The sequence below is a fragment of the Trinickia sp. genome (assembly GCF_051953405.1).
In the GTDB taxonomy this organism is placed as follows: Bacteria; Pseudomonadota; Gammaproteobacteria; order Burkholderiales; family Burkholderiaceae; genus Trinickia.
On sequence record NZ_JBQCIV010000139.1, the window covers coordinates 1 to 21,063 of the forward strand.

The following is a 21,063-nucleotide window of genomic DNA, read 5'->3' on the forward strand; positions in this document are numbered from 1 at the left end:
CCCTCTCATGAGTCGCACGAGAACATCAAACCCGGCGACAAACTGCTATCGGAGATCTAGACGATCATCGTGGCCGACGCCGTGATGAGTTTGGACAATGTGATCGCGATCGCGGGGGCCGCGGAAACGGCCGACCCGGACCATCGCATCGCGCTCGTCGTATTCGGCCTCGTGGTGAGCATTCCGTTGATCGTCTGGGGCAGCACGCTCGTGCTGCGCTTGCTCGACCGCTTTCCTGTCATCGTCACGCTCGGCGCGGCGCTGCTCGGCTGGATCGCGGGCGGGCTCATCATCAACGATCCGGCGGGCGACCGCTGGCCGTTGCTCGATACGCCGACAGCCGAGTACGGCGCGCACATTGCCGGCGCGCTGCTCGTCGTGCTCGTCGGGTATTGGCTCAAGCGCCGCCTGCACCGACGCGAGGCGGCCGGGGCCTCGGAATCGCATCGCACGCACTGACGGGGGCCGCCTTGCATCGTCGGTGCGAGGCTCGGCGCAATGGTGGGCGCTAAGGTGGGCGCAATCTGAAGTGAGACCCGAGGTGCGATCTGCCGCCTTGGCGCCATTGGCCATTTGGCCGACTGCTTGGGCTAAACGGTAGTCGATACGCTGCGAACGTGGTGTCCGCCCGTGCGTGGGTGGGCCGTCGTTCGAGGAGCGTATCTGCCGATGTCCACCGTCTTCGTTTCGTTTGCTCGTCGTCTGCTGTTCGCCGCCTTGCGGGAAAGAGCGTCTCGCCGCGCTCGGCACGGCTTTACCCTGATCGAGTTGATGATCGTGCTTGCGATCGTCGGGATCGTGGCCGCCTACGCGGTGCCCGCTTATCAGGACTATCTCGCCCGCAGCCGCGTGGGGGAGGGGCTCTCGCTGGCGTCGGGCGCGCGTCTTGCGGTAGCCGAGAACGCCGCGGCGGGCAGCCCGTTCGGCAGCGGCTACGTTTCGCCGCCCGGCACGCGCAACGTCGACGCGATCGCCGTGGACGACGCCACCGGCGAAATCTCGATCCGTTACACGGCGCGCGTGGCCCCGGCCGGCAGCGATACGCTGGTGCTGGTGCCGTCGTCGCCCGACGAGTCCGATCCGCCCACTTCGCGCGTGCCGTTGGAATCCGGCTTCGTCCACGGGGGCGCGCTGGCGTGGGAGTGCTTCGCTTCGGGCAAACAAGCGTCGTCGCTGCCCGCGCCGGGGGGCGGGCCGATGCCGAACGCGATGGCCACGTTACCGGCCAAGCTTGCGCCGCCCGAATGCCGCACTTAGAGATAAAAGGGCCGATGGCTGCGGACACTGAAAGGAAATTTTTGTATAGTGCGCCGGTTGCTTGCGGCCCCTATCCTCATGACTTCTCCATTTGCCCGTTATTTGTCGTTTGCGTCCCTGGCCTTCGCGGCGCTGCTGCCTTACGCCGTCACGAACCATACGTACCCGATTCCCACGTTCTACGCCGAGTTCTCGGCGCTCTCGCTCTACTTGCTGGTGGGCGCGTCGGTGTTGCTCATGGTGATATCGGAACGCTCGCGCGTGCAATTCGCGATGCCCGCCGTCGCGCTCGTGCCGCTGGCCTTCGGCGCGTTGCTCGTGGTGCAGACCTTCGTGCTGCCGCTCGCGCAACCGTCGATGGCCTGGCTCGGCGCCGGTTTTCTGTTGGCGGGCTTCATGGCGACGCAAGCGGGCTATGGCTTCGCGCGCGCGGGGGTGGCCGAAACGGCGCTGCGTTGGATGGCGGGCGCATTGATCGTCGGCGGCTTGTTCGCCGTGTTCTGCCAGGTCGTGCAGCTGTTGCACCTCGAAGCGAAGGTGTCGCCTTTCGTCGTGGCTTACAACGTCACGACCGAACGGCGCCCGTTCGGCAACATGGCGCAAGCGAACCATCTCGCCACGGTGATTGCGTTTGCGCTCGCGGCGGCCATGTACCTCGTGCAGACGCGCCGGATCAATGTGCTCGTCTGGGCCGTCGTGTCTTCGATCTGCGTGCTGGGGCAGGCGTTGACGGTATCGCGCGGGCCGTGGCTGCAGACCGCCGTCGTCGTAGTCGCGGGGTTCTGGATGGCACTCGTGGTGCCGAGCGGCAACGGTTTCTCGCGTCGGCGCACGCGGCAATGGCTCATGCCGGTGCTGCTCGTCGTGCTGTTTATCGCCGTGAATCTGGCTGTGCGCTGGGCGAACGGGCGGTTTCAGCTCGGCTTGGATGTCTCGGCCGCGCACCGCTTCCAAGACAAAAGTCAGTTCGTGCTGCGCCTTGCCATGTGGAAGTACGGCTGGACGATGTTCAAAGGCCACCCTTTGCTCGGTGTGGGCTGGGGCGAGTTTCCGCGTTTCGAGTTCGAACTCGTGAGACAGCTCGGCGACGTCGAAATCGCCAACAATTCGCACGATATCGTGATCGATTTGCTGGCGAAGACGGGCATCGTGGGCCTTGGCATCGTGCTCATCGGCCTGTTGGCGTGGTTGTGGCGCGTCTTGCGTGCGCGGCACACGGCGGAACGCGTATTCGGTCTCGGGCTGATCGGCGTGCTGCTCATGCACGCGTTGGTCGAATATCCGCAGCAATACATGTTCTTTTTGCTGCCGGCGATGTTCGTCTTCGGGATCTTGGAGACGAAGCCGCTGTCCTTCGTGCCGGGGCGGTTCGCGCTCGGGCTGCAGTTGGCGGTCGTCTTGGGTGGGTTTGCCGCGCTGGTGCCGATCTATCGCGATTACGCGCGCGCCGAGGTGCTGTATTACGGCGCGCATCCTGCTGAGGAATACCGGGCCGCGCCGTCGGTGTTATTCGGGGCGTGGGGCGAATACGGGTTGGCGACGCTGCTGCCGATCGATAGCAACGATTTGCAGACGAAGATCGATATGCATGCGAAGGCGCTCGCGCTGTTGCCTGGCGAGACGGTGCTGCGCCGCTATGCGGCGTTACTCGCGCTCGATGGTAAGCAGGATCAGGCGCTCGATACGGTCGAGCGGCTGAAGATCTTTGCGCTCGTGCTGCACGATTGGCCGGCGCAGTTGTCGGCGCTATACGGCCTGTGCGGCGATCAGCCGAAGCTGGCGCCGTTTAAAGCGGAGTTGGTCAAGCGGTATGGGCCGGCGCCGAAGGCGTCTACCGACGATGGGGATGACAGCAGCGATTGAGCGAACGCGCGAAGGGGCTGTGGCTGCGAACTTGGTCAAGGCCACGAACGTTAGGTGTTGCGACGCCGTTGAGGCCGGGACTCGATACCGTTCGCCGCCAGTAGCTTTCGAAGCCGATGGTTCTCGGCGAACAGCCCCACGATCACGGCGGTCGTGATGATCGGCCCGGACCATTGCCCGGTGTAGTGGTAGAACGCCCACGCGCCGAATGCGCAGGGGATCGCGGTGAGGACTAGCGCGATGCGGTCGAGGATCCAATTCATGCGAATGCCGTGTTCGTTGAGGGAAGAAAATGGGGCAATTCCAACAAGGCTTAACCCCCCGCCACCCAATCCCCCGACTTCCCCCCATGCTTCTCCCGCACGCCCACATCGGTGATCACCATCCCCCGATCCACCGCTTTGCACATGTCGTACACGGTCAAGAGCCCGACCTGCACGGCCGTGAGCGCTTCCATTTCCACCCCGGTACGTCCGAGCGTTTCGACTTGAGCGGTGCAATGCACGCCGGGTAGCGCCTCGTCGATGGCAAACTCGATGGCCACGCGCGTCAACGCCAGCGGATGGCACAGCGGAATCAAATCGGCCGTGCGCTTCGCACCCTGAATCGCGGCGATGCGTGCGACGCCGAGCACGTCGCCCTTCTTGGCATGACCGTCGCGAATCAGCGCCAGCGTGTCGGGCTTCATTCGAATCGAGCCGCGCGCGATGGCGATCCGCTTCGTTTCGTCCTTGCCGCCGACATCGACCATATGCGCTTGGCCGGCCGCGTCGAAATGGGTTAATTCAGGCATGTCGTGCTCCTTCGAGGGGCACCTATCTTAGCAGCCGCTGGCGGCCTGCCCGTCGCACCCAGCTCAAGGGGCCAGCGTTTGCGCGGGGCTGGCGACGAAGCCGAAGCGCGCGGGTACGTCGGCACGACGCACGGTCTCGATCGCCAGCGCGTTGCCGGCACGCCAGTCGAATGTGCCGGCAAGGCCCGGCTCGTCGATCGCCGCCAACTGCGCGAACAGATCGAGGTCGTGATCGTGCAGGACAGCCACGCGGCCATGGCCCGATTCATCGACGAAGAGCACGCCGCCTTCGTCATCGACGAGCACGGCGGTCGGCTCGAACGAACCGCCCGTTTGATCGTTGAGCGTGGGCATGCCGGGCGAGGGCAGGGCCAGCCGCACGACCCAAGGCGTATAGGCCAATTCGACATACACCCGCTGCGGCCCATTCTGAAAGAACCAGCAACCGCGATCGTCGCACTCGTAATTGCGCTCGATGAACCCGATCAGCGCGGCATGCCGGATCGGCGTACCGAGATCGCCGCGCGCCTGCGCCGCCTCGTCGCGCATGCGCCATTGGCCGCGCCGGTCGAGCAGCAGCCAGCCCGTGCAATGCGGGACGCTGGGCCACTTGGCGAGCGCGGCTTTGACGATGTCATCCATGGGTCGCAAACGGCTCCAAAAAATTGAACACGCGCCGCGGCAGCCAATCGATCCGTCCCGGAAAAGGACCGGTCATGAAACCCACGTGTCCGCCCGCCTCGGGTTGATCGAGTTCGATCGCGGGCGACACTTCCGCGCGGGTGGGCAGCGCAGCACTCGGCAAAAACGGATCGTTGCGCGCGTTCAGCACGAGCGTCGGCACCACCACGTCCGGCAATAGCGGGCGCGTGGTCGCGCGGGTCCAGTAGTCTTCGGTATCGCGGAATCCGTGCAGCGGTGCCGTCACGATATTGTCGTATTCGTACATCGTCCGGCAAGCGAGCATGGCCTCGCGATCGAACAGCCCCGGGTATTGCTCGAGCTTGCTCAGCGCTTTGCGCTTAAGCGTCTTCAAAAAACTCATCGTATAGACGAGGGCGAACCCCTGCGAAAGCGCGCGGCCGCCGGCGTGCACGTCCAGCGGCGTGGAAATGGCGGCGGCCGCCGCGACGAACGTCGCATCCGAGCCGCGCTCGCCGAGCCAGCGCAGCAGCACATTGCCGCCCAGCGAGACGCCGGCCACGACGAGCGGCCCGCCATGCGCCTCGTGCAGGCGGCGCAAGACCCAATCCACCTCGGCGCTGTCCGCCAGATGGTAAAACCGGGGCGCGAGATTGAGCGGGCCGCTGCAACTGCGAAAATGCGGCACGACGCCGTGCCAGCCGAGCGCCCGAGCCGAGGCCATCAGCACGCGCGCGTAGTGGGAATCGGAGCTGCCTTCCAGCCCGTGAAACAGGACGAACAGGGGCGCATTGGGCGCTGGGGCGGCTTCGCCCGTCTCGTAGGCCAGCCAATCGAGTTCGATGAAATCGCCGTCGGGCGTGTCCCAGCGTTCGCGGCGGTAATCGACCGCGGGGCGGCGCGCGAACAGGGCCGGCACGATCGTCTGGGCATGGCTCGTGGGAAGCCATCGAGGCGGGTCGTAGATCAGTTGAACTAGCCTTTCGGTGGCCGCGGCTCCCGCAGCCGGCGACGAAACCGGTTTGTCATGTGTGGTGCTCATGACCGTCCCCAAATCCTTTAACCGCCGCGACCGGCTGTCCGTTGCCGGTCGGTCAGTGCAATGCGCCTTGTCCGTGTCGAATTTTGGCGGCGAACTCGGTGGCCGTTTGATCCGGCATCGGGCTCGCATGAATGTGTGCGATTCGCCATTCGCCGCGCTCGTGAACCATGACGTACGTGGCATAAACCATCCGCGGCGGCGCCAAAGGCTCCTGCGACCGATGCGCTTCCGCGACCGTGTAGACGACCGTGCCGAGACTGTCGTACACGCGCACGTCGAGCGGCTCGATCGCCGCCGGCAGCGTACGCGCATCGGCCAGCGCGACCAGCCCCGCGCGAATTTGATCCACGCCGTGCCAGTGCGCTCCGCCCGCATTGACGTAGCTCGCGAACTCTTCGTCGATCCAAAGGGCCATCAGCGCATCGATGCTGCCGTCGGCGACGGCCTGATAGAAGGCGTTCAGCGTATCGGTTGCGGCTTCGAACAAGCGGGCAAAACGTGGCATGGCTCTTTGGGCTCGTAGGTTCGCGCAAAAACGCGCCGTCAGGCTAACTGCTCGCGCCGCGCGGCGATCCGTGCGGCGGGCTCGGCAATACGGTCGTTCAGGCTCGGCGTGCGGCGCCCACGAATCAATGAACGCATAAAGGCGCGCGCGCTTCCGTGCGTCAGCGCTCGCCGAGCAACATGGCACGCAAATCGGCGAACACTTGCTCGGGCGACAGCTCGCGCAAGCAGCGCAAATGGCCCAGCGGACACTCGCGGGCAAAACAAGGGCTGCACTCGAGATGCAGCCATTGTACCTTCGCGAAGTCGGACAAAGGCGGCGTGTGGCGCGGATCGCTCGAGCCGTAGATGGCAACCAGCGGGCGGCGTAGCGCCGCCGCCACATGCATGAGGCCGGAATCGTTGCTGACGACAGCACCGGCCCGCGCGATCAGGGCGCAAGCTTCGCCCAGCGAAGTCTGGCCGCACAAATTGCGTACGTTCGGCGCTTCGCTTGCGATCGCCTGTGCGAGCGGCGCGTCCTTGTTCGAGCCTAGCGCGACGATTTGCGTGTACGGAAACGACTGGCCGACCATCCGTGCAAGCGCGGCGAAATGCTCGGTGGGCCAGCGTTTGGCAGTACCGTATTCGGCGCCCGGGCAAAACACGAGCAGCGGCACCCGCGTGTCGAGATGAAAGCGTGCCGAGACGCGCGCCGATTCGTTCGGATCGGCTTCGAGGTGGGGCATGCGCAGGCGTGCTTCGAGATCGGGCACGTCCGCACTGGGCGCAAAGGCGAGCGCGGCGTAGTGCGGCGCCATGGGCGGCCGTTCGCGCTTGTTCGGATTCGGATGGCGCACGTTGAGCAAGCCGACCCGGCCCTCGCCCGTATAGCCGATGCGCAGCCGAATGCCCGCGAGCCACGGAATCAGGGCGGACTTCAGCGAATTGGGCAGAATATAGGCGGCGTCGTAGCCGTACTCGCGCAGATCGCCGGCGAGCTGCCAGCGCCGCACGAGCTGCAGTTTGCCGTGCGCGAGATCGGTCGCATGCACTTCGTCGATCTCGGGCATCCGTTCGAGCACGGGGGCGACCCAAGTCGGGGCGAGCGCGTCGATCGCGATGCGCGGATGGAGTTGCTTGAGCAGCGCGAACAGCGGCTGCGCCATCAATGCGTCACCGATCCAATTCGGTGCGATAACCAACGCGCGACGCATCAGTGTGGGTATCCGAGAAATAGACGAATGCGGCGCATCCAATGCGCCGCATTCGGTCGTGGTGCGAGAGGTGCCGCCCTAATCGAGCGCGCCCGGCTGCGGGTTTCCGGCCGCAAGCGCCGGCCCTGCCGCGCACGCCCGCTTGCGCATGCCGCCGCGGCGAAGCCGATACGGCGCGCAAGCGACCGTAGGGCGAATCAGTGGTGCTTGACGATTTCGCCGTCGCGCAGCTTATAACGCGTGCCGCAGTACGGGCAGCGCGCTTCGCCGTGCGTCACGTCGATGAAGACGCGCGGATGCGCGCTCCAGCGCGGCATCGACGGGTTCGGGCAGTAAGCGGGCAAATCTTTGGCCGACAGTTCGACCAGCGGCATTTCCTTCGTTTCGCTCATGAGACGGGTTCTCGTTATTGGCGGTATGGCGTGCGGCGTTCGGTGCTTCGGGTCAGATCTTCGTGAGCCAGTGCGGATACTTCGCGTTCTTGCCCGCGATGACGTCGAAGAACGCCGATTGGAGTTTTTCCGTGATGGGGCCGCGCGTGCCGGCGCCGATCGTGCGGTTGTCGAGTTCGCGGATCGGGGTGACTTCGGCGGCGGTACCGGTGAAGAAGGCTTCGTCGGCCGTGTAGACCTCGTCGCGCGTGATCCGTTTTTCGATGACTTCGATGCCGGCGTCGCGCGCGAGCGTGATGACCGTGTCGCGCGTGATGCCGTCGAGGCAAGAGGCCAGGTCGGGCGTGTAGAGCTTGCCGTTGTTGACGAGGAAGAAGTTCTCGCCCGAGCCTTCCGACACGTAGCCGTCGACGTCGAGCAGCAGCGCCTCGTCATAGCCGTCTGCCGTGGCTTCCTGGTTCGCGAGGATCGAGTTCACGTACCAGCCGGACGCCTTGGCCCGCACCATCGAGACGTTGACATGGTGGCGCGTGAACGAGGACGTCTTCACGCGAATCCCCTTCGTCATGCCTTCTTCGCCCAGATAGGCGCCCCACGGCCAAGCCGCGATCGCTACGTGGATCGTATTGCCGCGCGCCGAGACGCCGAGCTTTTCCGAGCCGACCCAGATGATCGGGCGCAGATACGCCGTTTCGAGCTTGTTTTCGCGCACGACTTCGCATTGCGCGGCGGCCAGCGTTTCGTGGTCGAACGGCACATTCATCTGGAAGATCTTGGCCGAATTGAGCAACCGCTTCGTGTGCTCTTTCAGGCGGAAGATCGCGCTTGCGCCGTCGACCGTCTTGTATGCGCGCACGCCTTCGAAGACGCCCATGCCGTAGTGCAGCGTGTGCGTGAGGACGTGGATCTTGGCGTCGCGCCAGTCGATCAGCTTGCCGTCCATCCAGATCTTGCCGTCACGATCGGCCATTGACATAGGTATCTCCTAGCTGTGCGGTGGGCTTTGCCCCAGTGAGTTCGCCATTTTAGCGTCTTTTGCGCCTGTCTCGGCACGCGGTAGCGGCTCGGTGCGCAGTGAGCCCATCCGCCTCTATAATCGGACCCTTCCGTTTCGAATGCGCGGCGGGGCGCACGCAAAGCCCGCCGCCGCCTCGCCCACATGCTTTCTCGCCTCAGCCCCGTCGACCGCGCCGCTTTCATGAGCGGCATGCGCGACTATTCGCCGACGCTCATGGCGATGTTCTCGTGGGGCCTCGTCACCGGCGTGGCGATGAGCAAGTCGATCCTGACCGTGCCGCAGGCGCTCGCCATGTCGCTGCTCGTCTATGCGGGCTCGTCGCAGCTCGCCGTGTTGCCGCTCATGGCGGCCAAGCTGCCGATATGGACCGTGCTGCTCACGGCCGCCATGGTCAATACGCGCTTCGTGATCTTCAGCGCGGGGCTGGCCCCGCATTTCTCGTACTTGTCGTTTTGGCGGCGGCTCACGCTCGGCTATTTCAACGGCGACGTCGTCTATTTGCTGTTTCTGAAGAAGGCGTTCCCGAACGGTTATGTGCCGGGCAAAGAGGCCTATTTCTGGGGGATGGCGCTCGTGAGTTGGGTGTTCTGGCAAGTGTCGTCGATCGCCGGCATCTTGCTCGCGAGCGCCGTGCCCGACAATTGGGGGCTCGATCTGGCCGGCACGCTGGCCCTCGTGCCGCTGATCGTGAGCGCCGTGATCAACCGTTCGATGTTCACGGCCGTCGCGGTGGCCGGCATCGTGGCGCTGATCGCGATCGATCTGCCTTACCGCCTTGCGCTGCCGCTCGCCGTGTTCGCCGCCATCGCGGCGGGGAGCATCGGGCAGGTCCTCGTCGAGCGTGCCGATCTGCGCCGCATCCGGGCCGCGCAGCCGCCCGCGTCCGCGGCCGAGCGGGCGGGTCTCGGCGAAAAGAAGGAGCCCTGAACGATGTCGGCGACGCAAATCTGGCTCGCGATCGTCGGCATGACGCTCGTCACGGCCGCGACCCGCGCTTTCTTTCTGCTGGGCGGCAAGCGCGCCGTGCTGCCCGAGCGCGTGCAGCGCGCGCTGCGCTACGCGCCGGCCGCGGCGTTGATCGCCGTGGTGCTGCCCGACGTGCTGCAGACCCCACGCGGCATCTCGTTCGCGCTGTCGAATCATGCGTTTTACGGCACGTTGGCGGGACTAGCCTGGTTTCTCTGGCGCCGCAGCATGGTGGGCACCATCGTCATCGGGATGCTCGCGTACACGGTGCTGCGCCTGTGGGCGTGATCGGAACGCCTGGCCCGGCCGGCGGGGCCGTCGGCGCAGCCGGGCCGCTTCTTGACGCGGCGCACGCGCTCGGCGATACGCCGCGCCAATACACCGAATTACGACATACGTTCGCCGAATACGCGACATTCGTCGCCGGATCGGCTTGGTCGGCGGGACGATCGGCTAAAATGCTCGACTGCCGCTCTCGCCGCGAGCCGGGTTCGCCCGCCGCGTGCGGGCGCGCACTCGCCCGCCAATCAACCTGCATGCGTACATTCCCATGAGCCAAGTACTGCGTCTGTCCGATCTGATCGCAAAGGGCTTGCTGTCCGGCAAGCGTGTCTTCATCCGCGCCGATCTCAACGTGCCGCAGGACGAGCAAGGCAACATCACCGAAGACACGCGCGTGCGCGCGTCCGTGCCTGCCATCGAGGCGGCGCTCGCGGCCGGCGCAGCCGTGATGGTGACGTCGCACCTCGGGCGTCCGACCGAGGGCGAATTCAAGCCCGAAGATTCGCTCGCGCCTGTCGCCAAGCGCCTGGCCGAACTGCTCGGCCGCGAAGTGCCGCTCGTCGCCAATTGGGTCGAGAACGGCGTCAACGTCGCGCCAGGGCAGGTCGTCCTGCTCGAAAACTGCCGCGTCAACAAGGGCGAGAAGAAGAACAGCGACGAACTCGCGCAAAAGATGGCGCAGCTGTGCGACATCTACGTGAACGACGCGTTCGGCACGGCGCATCGCGCCGAGGCAACCACACACGGGATCGCCAAGTACGCGAAGGTGGCGTGCGCCGGCCCGCTGCTCGCCGCCGAACTCGACGCGCTCGGCAAGGCGCTCGGCAATCCGAAGCGCCCCCTCGTGGCGATCGTCGCCGACTCGAAGGTGTCCACGAAGCTCACGATCTTGAAGTCGCTCGCCGAAAAGGTCGATCAGCTGATCGTCGGGGGCGGCATTGCCAATACGTTCATGCTGGCGGCCGGCCTGAAGATCGGCAAGTCGCTCGCCGAAGCCGACCTCGTGAACGAGGCCAAGGCGATCATCGACGGCGCCCGCGCGCGCGGCGCGTCCGTGCCGATCCCGACCGATGTCGTGGTGGCCAAGGAGTTTTCGGCGACGGCGGCGGCCGTGATCAAGCATGTCGCCGACATCGAAGCCGACGACATGATCCTCGATATCGGCCCGCAAACGGCGAAAGCGCTCGCCACGCAGCTTTCGAGCGCCGGCACGATCGTCTGGAACGGCCCGGTCGGTGTGTTCGAGTTCGATCAGTTCGGCAACGGCACCAAGACGCTGGCCGAAGCGATCGCGAAGTCGTCGGCGTTCTCGATCGCGGGCGGCGGCGATACGCTCGCGGCGATCGCCAAGTACGGCATTCACGATAAAGTCAGCTACATCTCGACGGGCGGCGGCGCCTTCCTCGAGTTCCTCGAGGGCAAGACGCTGCCCGCTGTCGAAGTGCTCGAGTCGCGGGCTTGATCATGGGCGCGCGCGCTCCGAAGTCGGATAAACGCCCGGCTGCCAAGCCGGCCCGATCGGTGCGCCGCGCACCGGCCGCCAAGCCTGCCGGGGACACCCCCGCCCCACAGACGCAGCGGGCGCAGGCGGCCGCGCAGGTCCATCCCGTCGAACCCGTCGCCGTGCCGCTCGCCGGCACGGCGGCAGTTGTTTCATCGAACGTCCCATCGAACGAAGTCAAAGCGACGCCGGCTCGAACCGGCGCGCAACCCAGCCCCAACGCGAGCGCTTTGCCCCAGGCGCCCGACGCATCATCTCGCAGCCCGTTTACCAGCGACACCACTCAGACGAGGAGATACATGCATCGCGCCACCAAGATTGTCGCCACGATCGGACCGGCATCGAGTTCGCCCGAAGTTCTTTTGCAGATGATGCAGGCGGGCCTCGACGTGGTACGCCTGAATTTTTCGCACGGTACGGCCGACGATCACCGCCAGCGCGCCGAGCACGTGCGCGAGGCGGCGCGCCAAACGGGGCGAGCGGTCGCCATCATGGCCGATTTGCAGGGGCCCAAGATTCGGGTCGGCAAGTTCGAGCAGGGTAAGACGTTCCTCGAGCCGGGCGAGCCGTTCATCCTCGATGCGAACTGCGCGCTCGGCAACGACGAGCGTGTCGGTCTCGACTACCGCGATTTGCCGCGCGATCTGAAGCCGGGCGACGTGCTGCTGCTCAACGACGGCCTGATCGTGCTGACGGTGTCGCGCGTCGTCGGCGAGGAAATCCATACGATTGTCAAGGTCGGCGGCGAGCTGTCGAACAACAAGGGCATCAACCGCCAGGGCGGCGGCTTGACCGCGCCCGCGTTGACGGCCAAGGACATGGAAGATATCCGCACGGCGATGGCGATCGGTGTCGATTACATCGCCGTGTCGTTCCCCAAGAACGCGACCGACATGGAGATGGCGCGCCAGCTCGCGAACATCGCCGGCATGCCGTACGGCATCAAGCCGAAGATGATCGCGAAGATCGAGCGTGCGGAGGCGATCCCGGCGCTGCAAGGCATCCTCGATGCCTCCGACGGCATTATGGTTGCACGCGGCGATTTGGCCGTCGAAGTCGGCAACGCGGCCGTGCCGGCGCTGCAAAAGCGGATGATCCGCATGGCGCGCGAGTCGAACAAGCTCGTCATCACGGCCACGCAGATGATGGAATCGATGATCCACGCCCCGGTGCCGACGCGTGCCGAGGTATCGGACGTCGCCAACGCCGTGCTCGACGGCACCGATGCCGTCATGCTGTCGGCCGAAACGGCCGCGGGCAAGTACCCGGTGCAGACGATCGAGGCAATGGCCGCGATTTGCATCGAAGCGGAAAAATCGGAGCACGTCGAACTCGATAAGGATTTTCTCGACCGTACGTTCACCCGTATCGATCAGTCGATCGCCATGGGCGCGCTGTTCACGGCCTACCACCTCGGTGCGAAAGCGATCGTGGCGTTGACCGAATCGGGCGCGACGGCGCTGTGGCTTTCGCGCCACTGGTCGCACGTGCCGATCTTCGCGCTGACCTCGCGCGTGACGAGCGAGCGCGCGATGGCGCTGTTTCGCAACGTCACGCCGCTGTCGGTGGAGCCGAACAGCGACCGCGACCAGGCGTTGAAGCAGGCCGTCGAAGTGGTCGTGTCGAAGGGGTTCGCGTCCCGCGGCGATATGGTCGTCTTGACGGTCGGCGAGCCGATGGGTCAAGCGGGCGGCACCAATACGCTGAAGATCGTGCGCGTCGGCGATCCGTACTGATCGGCTGCGGGTAGGGTGAAGGCGGCGCGCCGGCTATCCGCTTGGCGCGCCGCGAACGAGCGCGAGTGTCCTCATCGGGCGAAAGCACGCGAAAGCACGCAAAAGCGGGCGAAAGCCGCTCGCCGGCGCATTTTGCGCCCCTCTTGGCGCTTGCCGCCGGGGTATGACGGCCCCGAAGTTCGGGAGCAGCCGTAGCTTCGCGATAAAATCGCGCATTCGCACATAAAAAGTGCCGACCGAGCACCAGATTTCAATCCTAGGAGTACAAGCATGCCTCTCGTATCAATGCGTCAACTGCTGGACCATGCGGCCGAGCATGGCTATGGCTTGCCCGCGTTCAACGTGAACAACCTCGAGCAAGTGCAAGCGATCATGGCGGCGGCGGATCAGGTCGGCGCGCCCGTCATCATGCAAGCGTCGGCCGGCGCCCGCAAATACGCGGGCGAGCCGTTCCTGCGCCACTTGATCGAAGCGGCGATCGAGTCGTATCCGCATATCCCGGTCGTGATGCACCAAGATCACGGGCAATCGCCGGCGGTGTGCATGGCCGCGATGCGCAGCGGCTTCACGAGCGTCATGATGGACGGCTCGCTGCAAGCGGACGGCAAGACGGTTGCGTCGTACGAATACAATGTCGACGTGTCGCGCAAGGTCGTCGAGATGGCGCATTCGATCGGTGTGACGGTCGAAGCCGAGCTGGGCGTGCTGGGTTCGCTCGAGACGATGATGGGCGACAAGGAAGACGGTCACGGCGCGGAAGGCACGATGACGCGCGAGCAGTTGCTGACCGACGTCGAGCAGGCCGCCGATTTCGTGAAGCAGACGCAGTGCGACGCCTTGGCGATTGCGATCGGCACCTCGCATGGCGCCTATAAGTTCACGAAAAAGCCCACGGGCGACATCCTCGCGATCGATCGCATCAAGGAAATTCACGCGCGGATCCCGAATACGCACCTCGTGATGCACGGTTCCTCGTCGGTGCCGCAGGATCTGCTGGCCGAAATCCGCGAATTCGGCGGCGACATGAAGGAAACGTACGGCGTGCCCGTCGAGGAAATTCAGGAAGGGATCAAGCACGGCGTGCGCAAGGTGAACATCGATACCGATCTGCGCCTGGCGATCACGGGTGCGATCCGCCGTTACTTGTTCGAGAACCCGAGCAAGTTCGATCCGCGCGACTACCTGAAGCCTGCGCGCGAAGCGGCCAAGAAGATCTGCGTCGACCGCTACCTCGCGTTCGGCTGCGAAGGCCAAGCCGGTAAGATCAAGCCGATCTCGCTCGATAAGATGGCCGAGAAGTATAAGGCGGGCGAGCTGGCGCAAGTCGTTCGCTGATCCGCCGCACGCAAGGGCCGCGCTTCACGGCGCGGCCGTTCGTGAATCGATCGCCGTTCCGATCAAACGATGGGAACGGCGTTTGCCTTTTGTCGTTTTGCGGTTTTTGTTGCTGTTTTGTAGTCTTTTGTTGTCCAGGCGGCCGAGTGCGGATTGCTTCGATGTGCCTGGTGTTTCATTCGTTCATCACTTTTGACTGACGGCTCACGACGATGTCTACCCTCTACGAATCTTCGCTCCGCTCGCTGCCGCTGCTCGGCCGCGGCAAGGTCCGCGACAACTACGCCGTCGGCAACGATAAGTTGCTGATCGTCACGACCGATCGTCTGTCGGCGTTCGACGTCGTCATGGGCGAGCCGATTCCGAATAAAGGCCGCGTGCTGAACCAGATGGCGAACTTCTGGTTCGATCGTCTGCAACACATCGTGCCGAACCACCTGACGGGCGTCGAGCCCGAGACCGTCGTCGCGGCGGACGAAGTGGAGCAGGTCAAGGGGCGTGCCGTCGTCGTCAAGCGGCTCGAGCCCATCCTCGTCGAAGCCGTCGTGCGCGGCTACCTCGCCGGCAGCGGTTGGAAGGATTATCAAGCCACGGGCGCCGTCTGCGGCGTCGCGCTGCCGCCGGGGCTCGCCAACGCGCAGAAGCTGCCCGAGCCGATCTTCACGCCGGCCGCGAAGGCCGAGATGGGGCACCACGACGAGAACATCACGTTCGAGGACTGCGAGCGCCGCATCGGGACCGAACTGGCCGCGACGATCCGCGACATCTCGATCAAGCTGTACCAGGAAGCGTCGGAATACGCGGCCACGCGCGGCATCATCATCGCCGATACGAAGTTCGAATTCGGTCTGGACAACCACGGCAAGCTGTTCCTCATGGACGAAGCGCTGACGGCCGATTCGTCGCGTTTCTGGCCGGCGGACGAATACCAAGTGGGCACGAACCCGCCGTCGTTCGATAAGCAATTCGTGCGCGATTGGCTCGAAACGCAAGACTGGGGCAAGACGGCGCCGGCGCCGAAGCTGCCCGAGGACGTGATCGCCAAGACGAGCAGCAAGTACCAAGAGGCGCTCGAGCGGCTCACGGGACAAACGCTGGCCTGATCCGATTCGATTGGAATAGAGCAAGAGGAAGGAAAATCGGATCATGACCGAACAAGTCCAGACCGCGCATACGCATGAGGCGCCCCTGGTGGGCGTGCTGATGGGATCGAGTTCCGATTGGGACGTGATGAAGCACGCCGTGGCGATGCTGCAGGAATTCGGTGTGCCGTACGAGGCGAAGGTCGTCTCGGCGCACCGGATGCCCGACGAGATGTTCGACTATGCCGAAAAGGCGCGCGAGCGCGGCATCCGAGCCATCATCGCGGGCGCCGGCGGCGCGGCGCATCTGCCCGGCATGCTCGCGGCGAAAACGACCGTGCCCGTGCTGGGCGTGCCGGTCGCGAGCAAGTACCTGAAGGGCGTCGATTCGCTGCACTCGATCGTACAGATGCCCAAGGGCGTGCCCGTCGCGACGTTCGCGATCGGCGAGGCCGGCGCGGCGAATGCTGCGCTCTTTGCCGTCGCGATGCTTTCCGGTATGTCGAGCGAGTATGCCGAGCGGTTGGCGGCGTTCCGCGTTCGCCAGAATCAGGCCGCTCACGCGATGGTGCTGCCAGCGCTTTGAGCGCCCGGGGGCCGGCGCGACGGTACGGATCGTACCGATGGCCGGCTCCGTTTCGAGGTCCCGTTTTCGCGACCGTTGCTTCCCGTCCCGCGGTGCTCCCACACGCCGCGGGCGCGACCGACCCACTGAGATGAATCCAGAGAACACCCCCGTTTCACCGATCATGCCCGGCGCTTGGCTCGGGATGGTCGGCGGCGGCCAGCTCGGCCGCATGTTCTGCTTCGCGGCGCAGGCGATGGGCTATCGCGTCGCCGTGCTCGATCCGGACGAATCGAGCCCCGCCGGCAGCGTGGCCGATCGGCACCTGCGCGCCGCCTACGACGACGAAGCGGCGCTGACCGAACTCGCGCGCTTGTGCGCGGCCGTCTCGACGGAATTCGAGAACGTGCCGGCCGCTAGCCTCGATTTTCTTGCGCGCTCGACGTTCGTGAGCCCGGCCGGTCGCTGCGTGGCGATCGCGCAAGACCGCATCGCCGAAAAGCGATTCATCGCCGAAGCGGGCGTGCCCGTCGCGCCGCATGTCGTCATCGAATCGTCGGACGCGTTGGCGGGGATCGACGATGCGCAGCTCGCGCACGTGTTGCCCGGCATCTTGAAGACAGCCCGCCTCGGTTACGACGGGAAGGGCCAAGTGCGCGTCGCGAGTCCCGACGAAGTGCGCGACGCTTACAGCGCGCTCGGCGGTGTGCCGTGCGTGCTGGAAAAGCGCTTGCCGCTCAAGTTCGAGGTATCGGCGCTGGTGGCGCGCGGCACGGGCGGCGCGACGGCGGTTTATCCGCTCGCGCAGAATCTGCATCGCGGCGGCGTGCTGGCGCTGACGGTCGTGCCCGCGCCCGACGCGTCCGTCGCGCTCGCGGAGCAGGCGCAATTGGCGGCGATCAGCATCGCCGACAAGCTCGGTTATGTCGGGGTGCTCTGCGTCGAGTTCTTCGTGCTGGAAGACGGCTCGCTCGTCGCCAACGAAATGGCGCCGCGACCGCACAACTCGGGCCACTACACAGTCGATGCCTGCGCGGCGAGTCAGTTCGAGCAACAGGTGCGCGCGATGACGGGCATGCCGCTCGGCGATACGCGGCAGCACTCGCCGGCCGTCATGCTCAACATTCTCGGCGACGTCTGGTTCCCCAAGGATCCGAAGGGCGTCGCGCGCGCCACGCCCGCGACGCCGCCCTGGCACGAGGTGGCGGCGATGCCGGCCGCTCGTCTGCACCTGTACGGCAAGGAAGAAGCGCGGCCCGGGCGTAAGATGGGCCATGTGAATTTCACGGCCGCGACGCTCGACGAAGCCCGCACGGCCGCTCGCGATTGCGCGCGGCTGCTGCATATCCCGCTCGCCTGACGCGCCCGCCTTTACCGATCGACGATGTCCGACCGTTCGCCTTCCCCCGCCGCATCGGCCCAGCCTTCCGTGTCCGATGCGCAAATCGACGAAGCCGCGGCGCTGCTCGCTGCGGGCGAACTCGTCGCGTTTCCGACCGAGACCGTGTACGGCCTCGGCGGCGATGCGGCCGATCCGGCCGCTGTCGCACGGATCTACGCGGCGAAGGGGCGGCCCGCCAATCACCCCGTCATCGTCCATCTGGCGCCGCACGGCGATCCGCAGTACTGGGTCGAGCACTTGCCGTCGGACGCGCAAAAGCTCATCGACGCGTTTTGGCCCGGCCCTCTCACGCTGATTCTCAAGCGCGCGGCGCGTATTCCGGCCGCCGTCAGCGGCGGGCAGGATTCGGTCGGGCTGCGTTGTCCGTCGCATCCCGTCGCGCAGCGGCTGTTGGATGCATTCAGCGCATGCCGTGCGGGGCACGGCGGCGTGGCCGCGCCATCGGCCAACCGTTTCGGCCATGTGAGTCCGACCACGGCGCAGCATGTGCGCGAGGAATTCGGCGAAGCGATTCACGTGCTGGACGGCGGGGCGTGCGATGTCGGGATCGAATCGACGATCCTCGATTTGTCGCGCGGTTTCCCGGCGCTGTTGCGTCCGGGGCGGGTGACGCCGCGCGAAATCGCCGACGTATTGGGCGTCGCGCCGCGCTTGCCCGACGGCAGCGATGCCACGGCGCCGCGTGCGTCGGGCACGCTGAAGGCGCACTACGCACCGCGCACGCCGCTTGCGCTGTTACCGTTCGAAGCATTGCAGGTGCTGCTTGCCGGCGCGCAAGCGGACGGGGCGCGCGTGGCACTGGTGGCGCGCCCCTCGCGCGCCGGCGCGTGGGCCGATGCGCCGAACGTGCATTTCGTCGCGGCGCCCGAAGATCCTCATAGCTATGCGAGGGAGCTGTACGGCTTGCTGCGTGCGCTCGATCGGGCGCAAGTCGAACGGATCTTCGTCGAAAAGCTGCCCGATACGCTCGAATGGATCGCCGTCAACGATCGGCTTGGCCGGGCCGCCGCGGCGTTCGACGCGCAGGGCTGATAGGGCCGATCCCGGCGCCGAACGAACCGTCGGCGGTGTGATCGCATTGCCCAACCCTGACCTGTCTGGCGCGATATCGATGGTTTGAGGCGCAGGGGCAAACCTACACGGCCGACATCGATCGCCGAAGCATCCAAGGCTTTTGTCCGTATCGGCAGGCACACGAACCAACGCCCAACTCGCGGTGAGTCGGGCGTTTGTTTTTTGGTTGTGCGACGCGGCCGGCCGAGCCGGTCGCGTCGAGCGCAGGGCAGGTCAGTGACCGATCCCGGCCTTGGCGATTTGCGATTCCACGTACTGGGCGAACAGCACGTGCGTGCGGGTGGTCGGGTGGACCAAATCGGCGAATATATACGTCTGGTCCGCATTCGGCGCCGTCAGTGTCTGCGGCGAGCAGAACAGCGACGAGGCGAGGGCCGCGCCGAACTGCGCTGCCGTCTGCCCCGGCAACAGCACGCTCGGGTTCTGTTGCGCGTAAGTCGTGGCGGACGTTTGCATTTGCGTCAAGTTGCAAGCCGTGTTCGTGTTCGACACCGTGAAGCCGTTCGCCTGGGAGGTCGCGATCAATTGATCGAGCCAGGTGAACGCATCGATCGAAATCACCGTCCCGGCAGGCAGATTCGCTGCCTGCAACCCGAGTGCGACGCCCTGATTGAACGCGGACACGATGCCGGAGATCAGTTGCTGAGCCGCCGCGCCGTTCTGCGCGGCCGCCTGTACGCCCAGCGGTGTCTGGCCGATATCGGGCACGTTCACGAACACGACGTGCTTGGCACCCTTGGCGACGATCGTGGCCACTTGCGTGACGAGCGCTTGCGCGGCCGGGCCGAGCGTGGCGCCCACCTCTTTGGCGATCGCATTGGTCGGCGTCATGCCGCCGCCGATATCCGTTTGCACCGCTACCAGCAGCGTGTTGAGGTTCGCGAGAATGTCGTTCGCGCCGCCTTCGACGAGGACGATCTGGTTCGCATTGAAGCTGCCGTTCGCGCTCAGATAGTTCGCCACTTGGGTCGCGATCGGCGTGGTCGTGGCTGCCAAGTTGTTCGGCGCCCAGCCGATACCCTGCGCGTTCGTCACTTCGGCGCCGCCTTGCGCATAGTCTAAGCCGCCGGCCGGCACGAGCGCCTTGCCGAAGCCGCCGACGACAGCCGGCGTGAGCGTGCCGCCGTAATAGTTCGCGACGTTTTGGGTCCAGACTTGGCCCGGGTTCGTCGTGAATCTGCCGCCGCCGAATTGTTGCGCGACGACCGGCGAATAGGTGCCCGCATCGGACAGGCTCGTGCCGAACGACACGATCTGCATCGTCACGCCGCCGGGCGGCGTCGCGCTAGCCGTCGACGTCGTGCTGTTGCTGCCGCCGCCACCGCCGCAGGCCGCTATCAGCGCGCAGGCCGCGGCTGCGATCGAGGTTTGCGCCACGCGCAGCCAAGTGATTTTCTGGGTCTTCTTACCGTGTTCCATCGACTTCATCTCCTCGTATAGGCGGTATGGCCGTGTTGTGATGCATGATGCTGAGTGCTGGCTGCGCGCGTCCCGCGTGGTAGGCGCTCGCCCATTCGGGCGGCCCGAAGAGCGCGCGCAGTTTGTCGGCGAAGCGCGGTGCGTGCAGCGCATCGGCGAACATCGAACGCCACTCGTGAAACGTCGCGCTCAATGGGTTATCGGTGCCAAGCGGCTCGACGATGCCGTAGCGCGGCGGATCGCTCGCGTCCTCGGGCACATAGCTGCCGAAGAGCCGGTCCCAAATAACGAGCACGCCGGCGTAATTGCGATCGATATAGCGTGGGTTCCGTGCGTGATGGCAGCGATGAATGGAAGGCGTATTGAAGACGTATTCGAGCCACCCGAGCTTGTCGATTGCCTGCGTATGGACGAAGAACTGAAACGCCAAATTGATCAGCACGATCGCGACGATCTGTTTGGGCGGAAAGCCGAGCAGCGCGAGCGGCGTCCAGAACGCCCACATGCCGGCGATCGGGTACATGAGGCTCTGGCGGAACGCCGTCGACAAATTCAGGCGCTCGGACGAATGGTGCACGACGTGCGCGGCCCAAAACCAGCGAATGCGGTGGCTGCACCGGTGAAACGCGTAGTACAGCAGGTCTTGTGCCACGAACAGCACCGCGAACGAAAGCCATCCGCCTTGCCAGGTGAACAGGCGCAAATGCGCGTAGACGTAGGCGTACACGGGCACGACCGCGAGCCAGGCGAGCTTATCGGCGCCTTGGTGCATGAGGGCGAGCGCGGCGTTGCAGAGGGTGTCGGGCCAGCTATAGAGCCGCTCGGCGCGGCGCGTGCGCGCGAAGTGCCACGCCTCCCAGCCGATACATGCGAGAAAGACGGGCGCCATGGCGAGCAGAAGCAATTCGGCGTCGAATTGCATGACGTCTTCCTCCTTCGTGTCTCGTCGTTATGGGGCCCCGCGGCGCGCTTCGCCGTGTCGCTGCCGCGCGGG

Annotated in this window: 21 protein-coding genes and 1 pseudogene; 12 read left to right on the top strand and 10 right to left on the bottom strand. The window is 65.5% G+C overall.

The genetic code is table 11. From position 1 onward, the window contains the following. The 3 genes and pseudogenes from ACTHN9_RS25025 to ACTHN9_RS25035 all read left to right on the top strand — a co-directional run. Nucleotides 1–459, top strand: a pseudogene (locus ACTHN9_RS25025) (TerC family protein); the annotation flags it as partial. 210 nt (nt 460–669) lie between these two features. Beyond that, nucleotides 670–1,257 carry a pilin gene (locus ACTHN9_RS25030; RefSeq protein ID WP_440539508.1) on the top strand — a complete coding sequence of 196 codons (588 nt, stop codon included), beginning with the start codon at nt 670–672 and terminating at the stop codon, nt 1,255–1,257. A 78-nt stretch (nt 1,258–1,335) separates the two neighbouring features. Further along, nucleotides 1,336–3,120, top strand: a complete 1,785-nt coding sequence (locus tag ACTHN9_RS25035; RefSeq protein WP_440539509.1) for a PglL family O-oligosaccharyltransferase — start codon at nt 1,336–1,338, stop codon at nt 3,118–3,120. A 50-nt stretch (nt 3,121–3,170) separates the two neighbouring features. Here ACTHN9_RS25035 and ACTHN9_RS25040 read toward each other — a convergent pair whose 3' ends face one another. The 8 genes from ACTHN9_RS25040 to ACTHN9_RS25075 form a co-directional block, all read right to left on the bottom strand. After that, complete coding sequence (locus tag ACTHN9_RS25040; RefSeq protein ID WP_440539510.1) at nt 3,171–3,383, bottom strand: hypothetical protein; 213 nt, start codon at nt 3,381–3,383, stop codon at nt 3,171–3,173. Between the two features lie 50 nt (nt 3,384–3,433). Then, entirely contained in the window at nt 3,434–3,913 is a 480-nt protein-coding gene (gene moaC, locus ACTHN9_RS25045) for a cyclic pyranopterin monophosphate synthase MoaC (RefSeq protein ID WP_440539511.1), read from the bottom strand. Nucleotides 3,914–3,976: 63 nt separating this feature from the next. Next, on the bottom strand, nt 3,977–4,555 hold the full coding sequence (locus tag ACTHN9_RS25050) for a DUF2946 family protein (protein ID WP_440539512.1): 579 nt from the start codon (nt 4,553–4,555) through the stop codon (nt 3,977–3,979). Next, on the bottom strand, nt 4,548–5,597 hold the full coding sequence (locus ACTHN9_RS25055) for a YheT family hydrolase (protein WP_440539513.1): 1,050 nt from the start codon (nt 5,595–5,597) through the stop codon (nt 4,548–4,550). The genes ACTHN9_RS25050 and ACTHN9_RS25055 overlap by 8 nt, the downstream gene beginning before the upstream one ends. A gap of 52 nt (nt 5,598–5,649) precedes the next feature. Further along, nucleotides 5,650–6,102: an SgcJ/EcaC family oxidoreductase gene (locus tag ACTHN9_RS25060; protein ID WP_440539514.1), complete on the bottom strand. Its 453-nt coding sequence runs from the start codon at nt 6,100–6,102 to the stop codon at nt 5,650–5,652. A 160-nt stretch (nt 6,103–6,262) separates the two neighbouring features. Further along, complete coding sequence (gene waaF, locus ACTHN9_RS25065) at nt 6,263–7,297, bottom strand: lipopolysaccharide heptosyltransferase II (RefSeq protein WP_440539515.1); 1,035 nt, start codon at nt 7,295–7,297, stop codon at nt 6,263–6,265. Nucleotides 7,298–7,494: 197 nt separating this feature from the next. Next, complete coding sequence (locus ACTHN9_RS25070; protein ID WP_102608952.1) at nt 7,495–7,689, bottom strand: zinc-finger domain-containing protein; 195 nt, start codon at nt 7,687–7,689, stop codon at nt 7,495–7,497. Between the two features lie 52 nt (nt 7,690–7,741). Further along, on the bottom strand, nt 7,742–8,665 hold the full coding sequence (locus ACTHN9_RS25075) for a branched-chain amino acid transaminase (protein WP_440539516.1): 924 nt from the start codon (nt 8,663–8,665) through the stop codon (nt 7,742–7,744). A 183-nt stretch (nt 8,666–8,848) separates the two neighbouring features. Here ACTHN9_RS25075 and ACTHN9_RS25080 point away from each other — a divergent pair, with 183 nt between their 5' ends. The 9 genes from ACTHN9_RS25080 to ACTHN9_RS25120 all read left to right on the top strand — a co-directional run bounded on the left by ACTHN9_RS25080 (nt 8,849) and on the right by ACTHN9_RS25120 (nt 18,608). Beyond that, entirely contained in the window at nt 8,849–9,634 is a 786-nt protein-coding gene (locus tag ACTHN9_RS25080) for an AzlC family ABC transporter permease (RefSeq protein ID WP_440539517.1), read from the top strand. Nucleotides 9,635–9,637: 3 nt separating this feature from the next. After that, the gene (locus ACTHN9_RS25085) at nt 9,638–9,961 is read left to right on the top strand and encodes an AzlD domain-containing protein (protein ID WP_440539518.1); all 324 of its coding nucleotides are present in this window, start codon (nt 9,638–9,640) and stop codon (nt 9,959–9,961) included. 262 nt (nt 9,962–10,223) lie between these two features. After that, entirely contained in the window at nt 10,224–11,417 is a 1,194-nt protein-coding gene (locus tag ACTHN9_RS25090; protein WP_440539519.1) for a phosphoglycerate kinase, read from the top strand. A gap of 338 nt (nt 11,418–11,755) precedes the next feature. Further along, nucleotides 11,756–13,192: a pyruvate kinase gene (gene pyk / locus ACTHN9_RS25095; protein WP_440539520.1), complete on the top strand. Its 1,437-nt coding sequence runs from the start codon at nt 11,756–11,758 to the stop codon at nt 13,190–13,192. 270 nt (nt 13,193–13,462) lie between these two features. Then, the gene (gene fba, locus ACTHN9_RS25100; protein ID WP_440539521.1) at nt 13,463–14,527 is read left to right on the top strand and encodes a class II fructose-bisphosphate aldolase; all 1,065 of its coding nucleotides are present in this window, start codon (nt 13,463–13,465) and stop codon (nt 14,525–14,527) included. A 212-nt stretch (nt 14,528–14,739) separates the two neighbouring features. After that, nucleotides 14,740–15,630, top strand: coding sequence for a phosphoribosylaminoimidazolesuccinocarboxamide synthase (locus ACTHN9_RS25105; RefSeq protein ID WP_440539522.1), 891 nt, complete (start codon nt 14,740–14,742; stop codon nt 15,628–15,630). Between the two features lie 43 nt (nt 15,631–15,673). After that, the gene (gene purE / locus ACTHN9_RS25110) at nt 15,674–16,195 is read left to right on the top strand and encodes a 5-(carboxyamino)imidazole ribonucleotide mutase (protein ID WP_440539523.1); all 522 of its coding nucleotides are present in this window, start codon (nt 15,674–15,676) and stop codon (nt 16,193–16,195) included. A gap of 130 nt (nt 16,196–16,325) precedes the next feature. Beyond that, nucleotides 16,326–17,534 carry a 5-(carboxyamino)imidazole ribonucleotide synthase gene (locus ACTHN9_RS25115; RefSeq protein ID WP_440539524.1) on the top strand — a complete coding sequence of 403 codons (1,209 nt, stop codon included), beginning with the start codon at nt 16,326–16,328 and terminating at the stop codon, nt 17,532–17,534. Between the two features lie 24 nt (nt 17,535–17,558). Beyond that, nucleotides 17,559–18,608, top strand: a complete 1,050-nt coding sequence (locus ACTHN9_RS25120; protein ID WP_440539525.1) for an L-threonylcarbamoyladenylate synthase — start codon at nt 17,559–17,561, stop codon at nt 18,606–18,608. A 255-nt stretch (nt 18,609–18,863) separates the two neighbouring features. On the opposite strand, the gene ACTHN9_RS25125 is transcribed toward ACTHN9_RS25120, so the two are convergent. Beyond that, nucleotides 18,864–20,069 carry an SGNH/GDSL hydrolase family protein gene (locus tag ACTHN9_RS25125; RefSeq protein WP_440539526.1) on the bottom strand — a complete coding sequence of 402 codons (1,206 nt, stop codon included), beginning with the start codon at nt 20,067–20,069 and terminating at the stop codon, nt 18,864–18,866. After that, nucleotides 20,056–20,991 carry a sterol desaturase family protein gene (locus ACTHN9_RS25130; protein WP_440539527.1) on the bottom strand — a complete coding sequence of 312 codons (936 nt, stop codon included), beginning with the start codon at nt 20,989–20,991 and terminating at the stop codon, nt 20,056–20,058. The genes ACTHN9_RS25125 and ACTHN9_RS25130 overlap by 14 nt, the downstream gene beginning before the upstream one ends. Nucleotides 20,992–21,063 lie beyond the last annotated feature (72 nt).

Bases quoted from the DNA above. Each gene is read 5' to 3' on its own strand.
- moaC (WP_440539511.1), bottom strand. From the start codon at position 3,913: ATGCCTGAATTAACCCATTTCGACGCGGCCGGCCAAGCGCATATGGTC.
- ACTHN9_RS25030 (WP_440539508.1), top strand. From the start codon at position 670: ATGTCCACCGTCTTCGTTTCGTTTGCTCGTCGTCTGCTGTTCGCCGCC.
- ACTHN9_RS25125 (WP_440539526.1), bottom strand. From the start codon at position 20,069: ATGGAACACGGTAAGAAGACCCAGAAAATCACTTGGCTGCGCGTGGCG.
- ACTHN9_RS25070 (WP_102608952.1), bottom strand. From the start codon at position 7,689: ATGAGCGAAACGAAGGAAATGCCGCTGGTCGAACTGTCGGCCAAAGAT.
- ACTHN9_RS25035 (WP_440539509.1), top strand. From the start codon at position 1,336: ATGACTTCTCCATTTGCCCGTTATTTGTCGTTTGCGTCCCTGGCCTTC.
- ACTHN9_RS25055 (WP_440539513.1), bottom strand. From the start codon at position 5,597: ATGAGCACCACACATGACAAACCGGTTTCGTCGCCGGCTGCGGGAGCC.
- ACTHN9_RS25080 (WP_440539517.1), top strand. From the start codon at position 8,849: ATGCTTTCTCGCCTCAGCCCCGTCGACCGCGCCGCTTTCATGAGCGGC.
- ACTHN9_RS25130 (WP_440539527.1), bottom strand. From the start codon at position 20,991: ATGCAATTCGACGCCGAATTGCTTCTGCTCGCCATGGCGCCCGTCTTT.
- ACTHN9_RS25085 (WP_440539518.1), top strand. From the start codon at position 9,638: ATGTCGGCGACGCAAATCTGGCTCGCGATCGTCGGCATGACGCTCGTC.
- purE (WP_440539523.1), top strand. From the start codon at position 15,674: ATGACCGAACAAGTCCAGACCGCGCATACGCATGAGGCGCCCCTGGTG.
- ACTHN9_RS25050 (WP_440539512.1), bottom strand. From the start codon at position 4,555: ATGGATGACATCGTCAAAGCCGCGCTCGCCAAGTGGCCCAGCGTCCCG.
- fba (WP_440539521.1), top strand. From the start codon at position 13,463: ATGCCTCTCGTATCAATGCGTCAACTGCTGGACCATGCGGCCGAGCAT.
- ACTHN9_RS25075 (WP_440539516.1), bottom strand. From the start codon at position 8,665: ATGTCAATGGCCGATCGTGACGGCAAGATCTGGATGGACGGCAAGCTG.
- ACTHN9_RS25105 (WP_440539522.1), top strand. From the start codon at position 14,740: ATGTCTACCCTCTACGAATCTTCGCTCCGCTCGCTGCCGCTGCTCGGC.
- ACTHN9_RS25040 (WP_440539510.1), bottom strand. From the start codon at position 3,383: ATGAATTGGATCCTCGACCGCATCGCGCTAGTCCTCACCGCGATCCCC.
- ACTHN9_RS25090 (WP_440539519.1), top strand. From the start codon at position 10,224: ATGAGCCAAGTACTGCGTCTGTCCGATCTGATCGCAAAGGGCTTGCTG.
- ACTHN9_RS25120 (WP_440539525.1), top strand. From the start codon at position 17,559: ATGTCCGACCGTTCGCCTTCCCCCGCCGCATCGGCCCAGCCTTCCGTG.
- ACTHN9_RS25115 (WP_440539524.1), top strand. From the start codon at position 16,326: ATGAATCCAGAGAACACCCCCGTTTCACCGATCATGCCCGGCGCTTGG.
- ACTHN9_RS25060 (WP_440539514.1), bottom strand. From the start codon at position 6,102: ATGCCACGTTTTGCCCGCTTGTTCGAAGCCGCAACCGATACGCTGAAC.
- pyk (WP_440539520.1), top strand. From the start codon at position 11,756: ATGCATCGCGCCACCAAGATTGTCGCCACGATCGGACCGGCATCGAGT.
- waaF (WP_440539515.1), bottom strand. From the start codon at position 7,297: ATGCGTCGCGCGTTGGTTATCGCACCGAATTGGATCGGTGACGCATTG.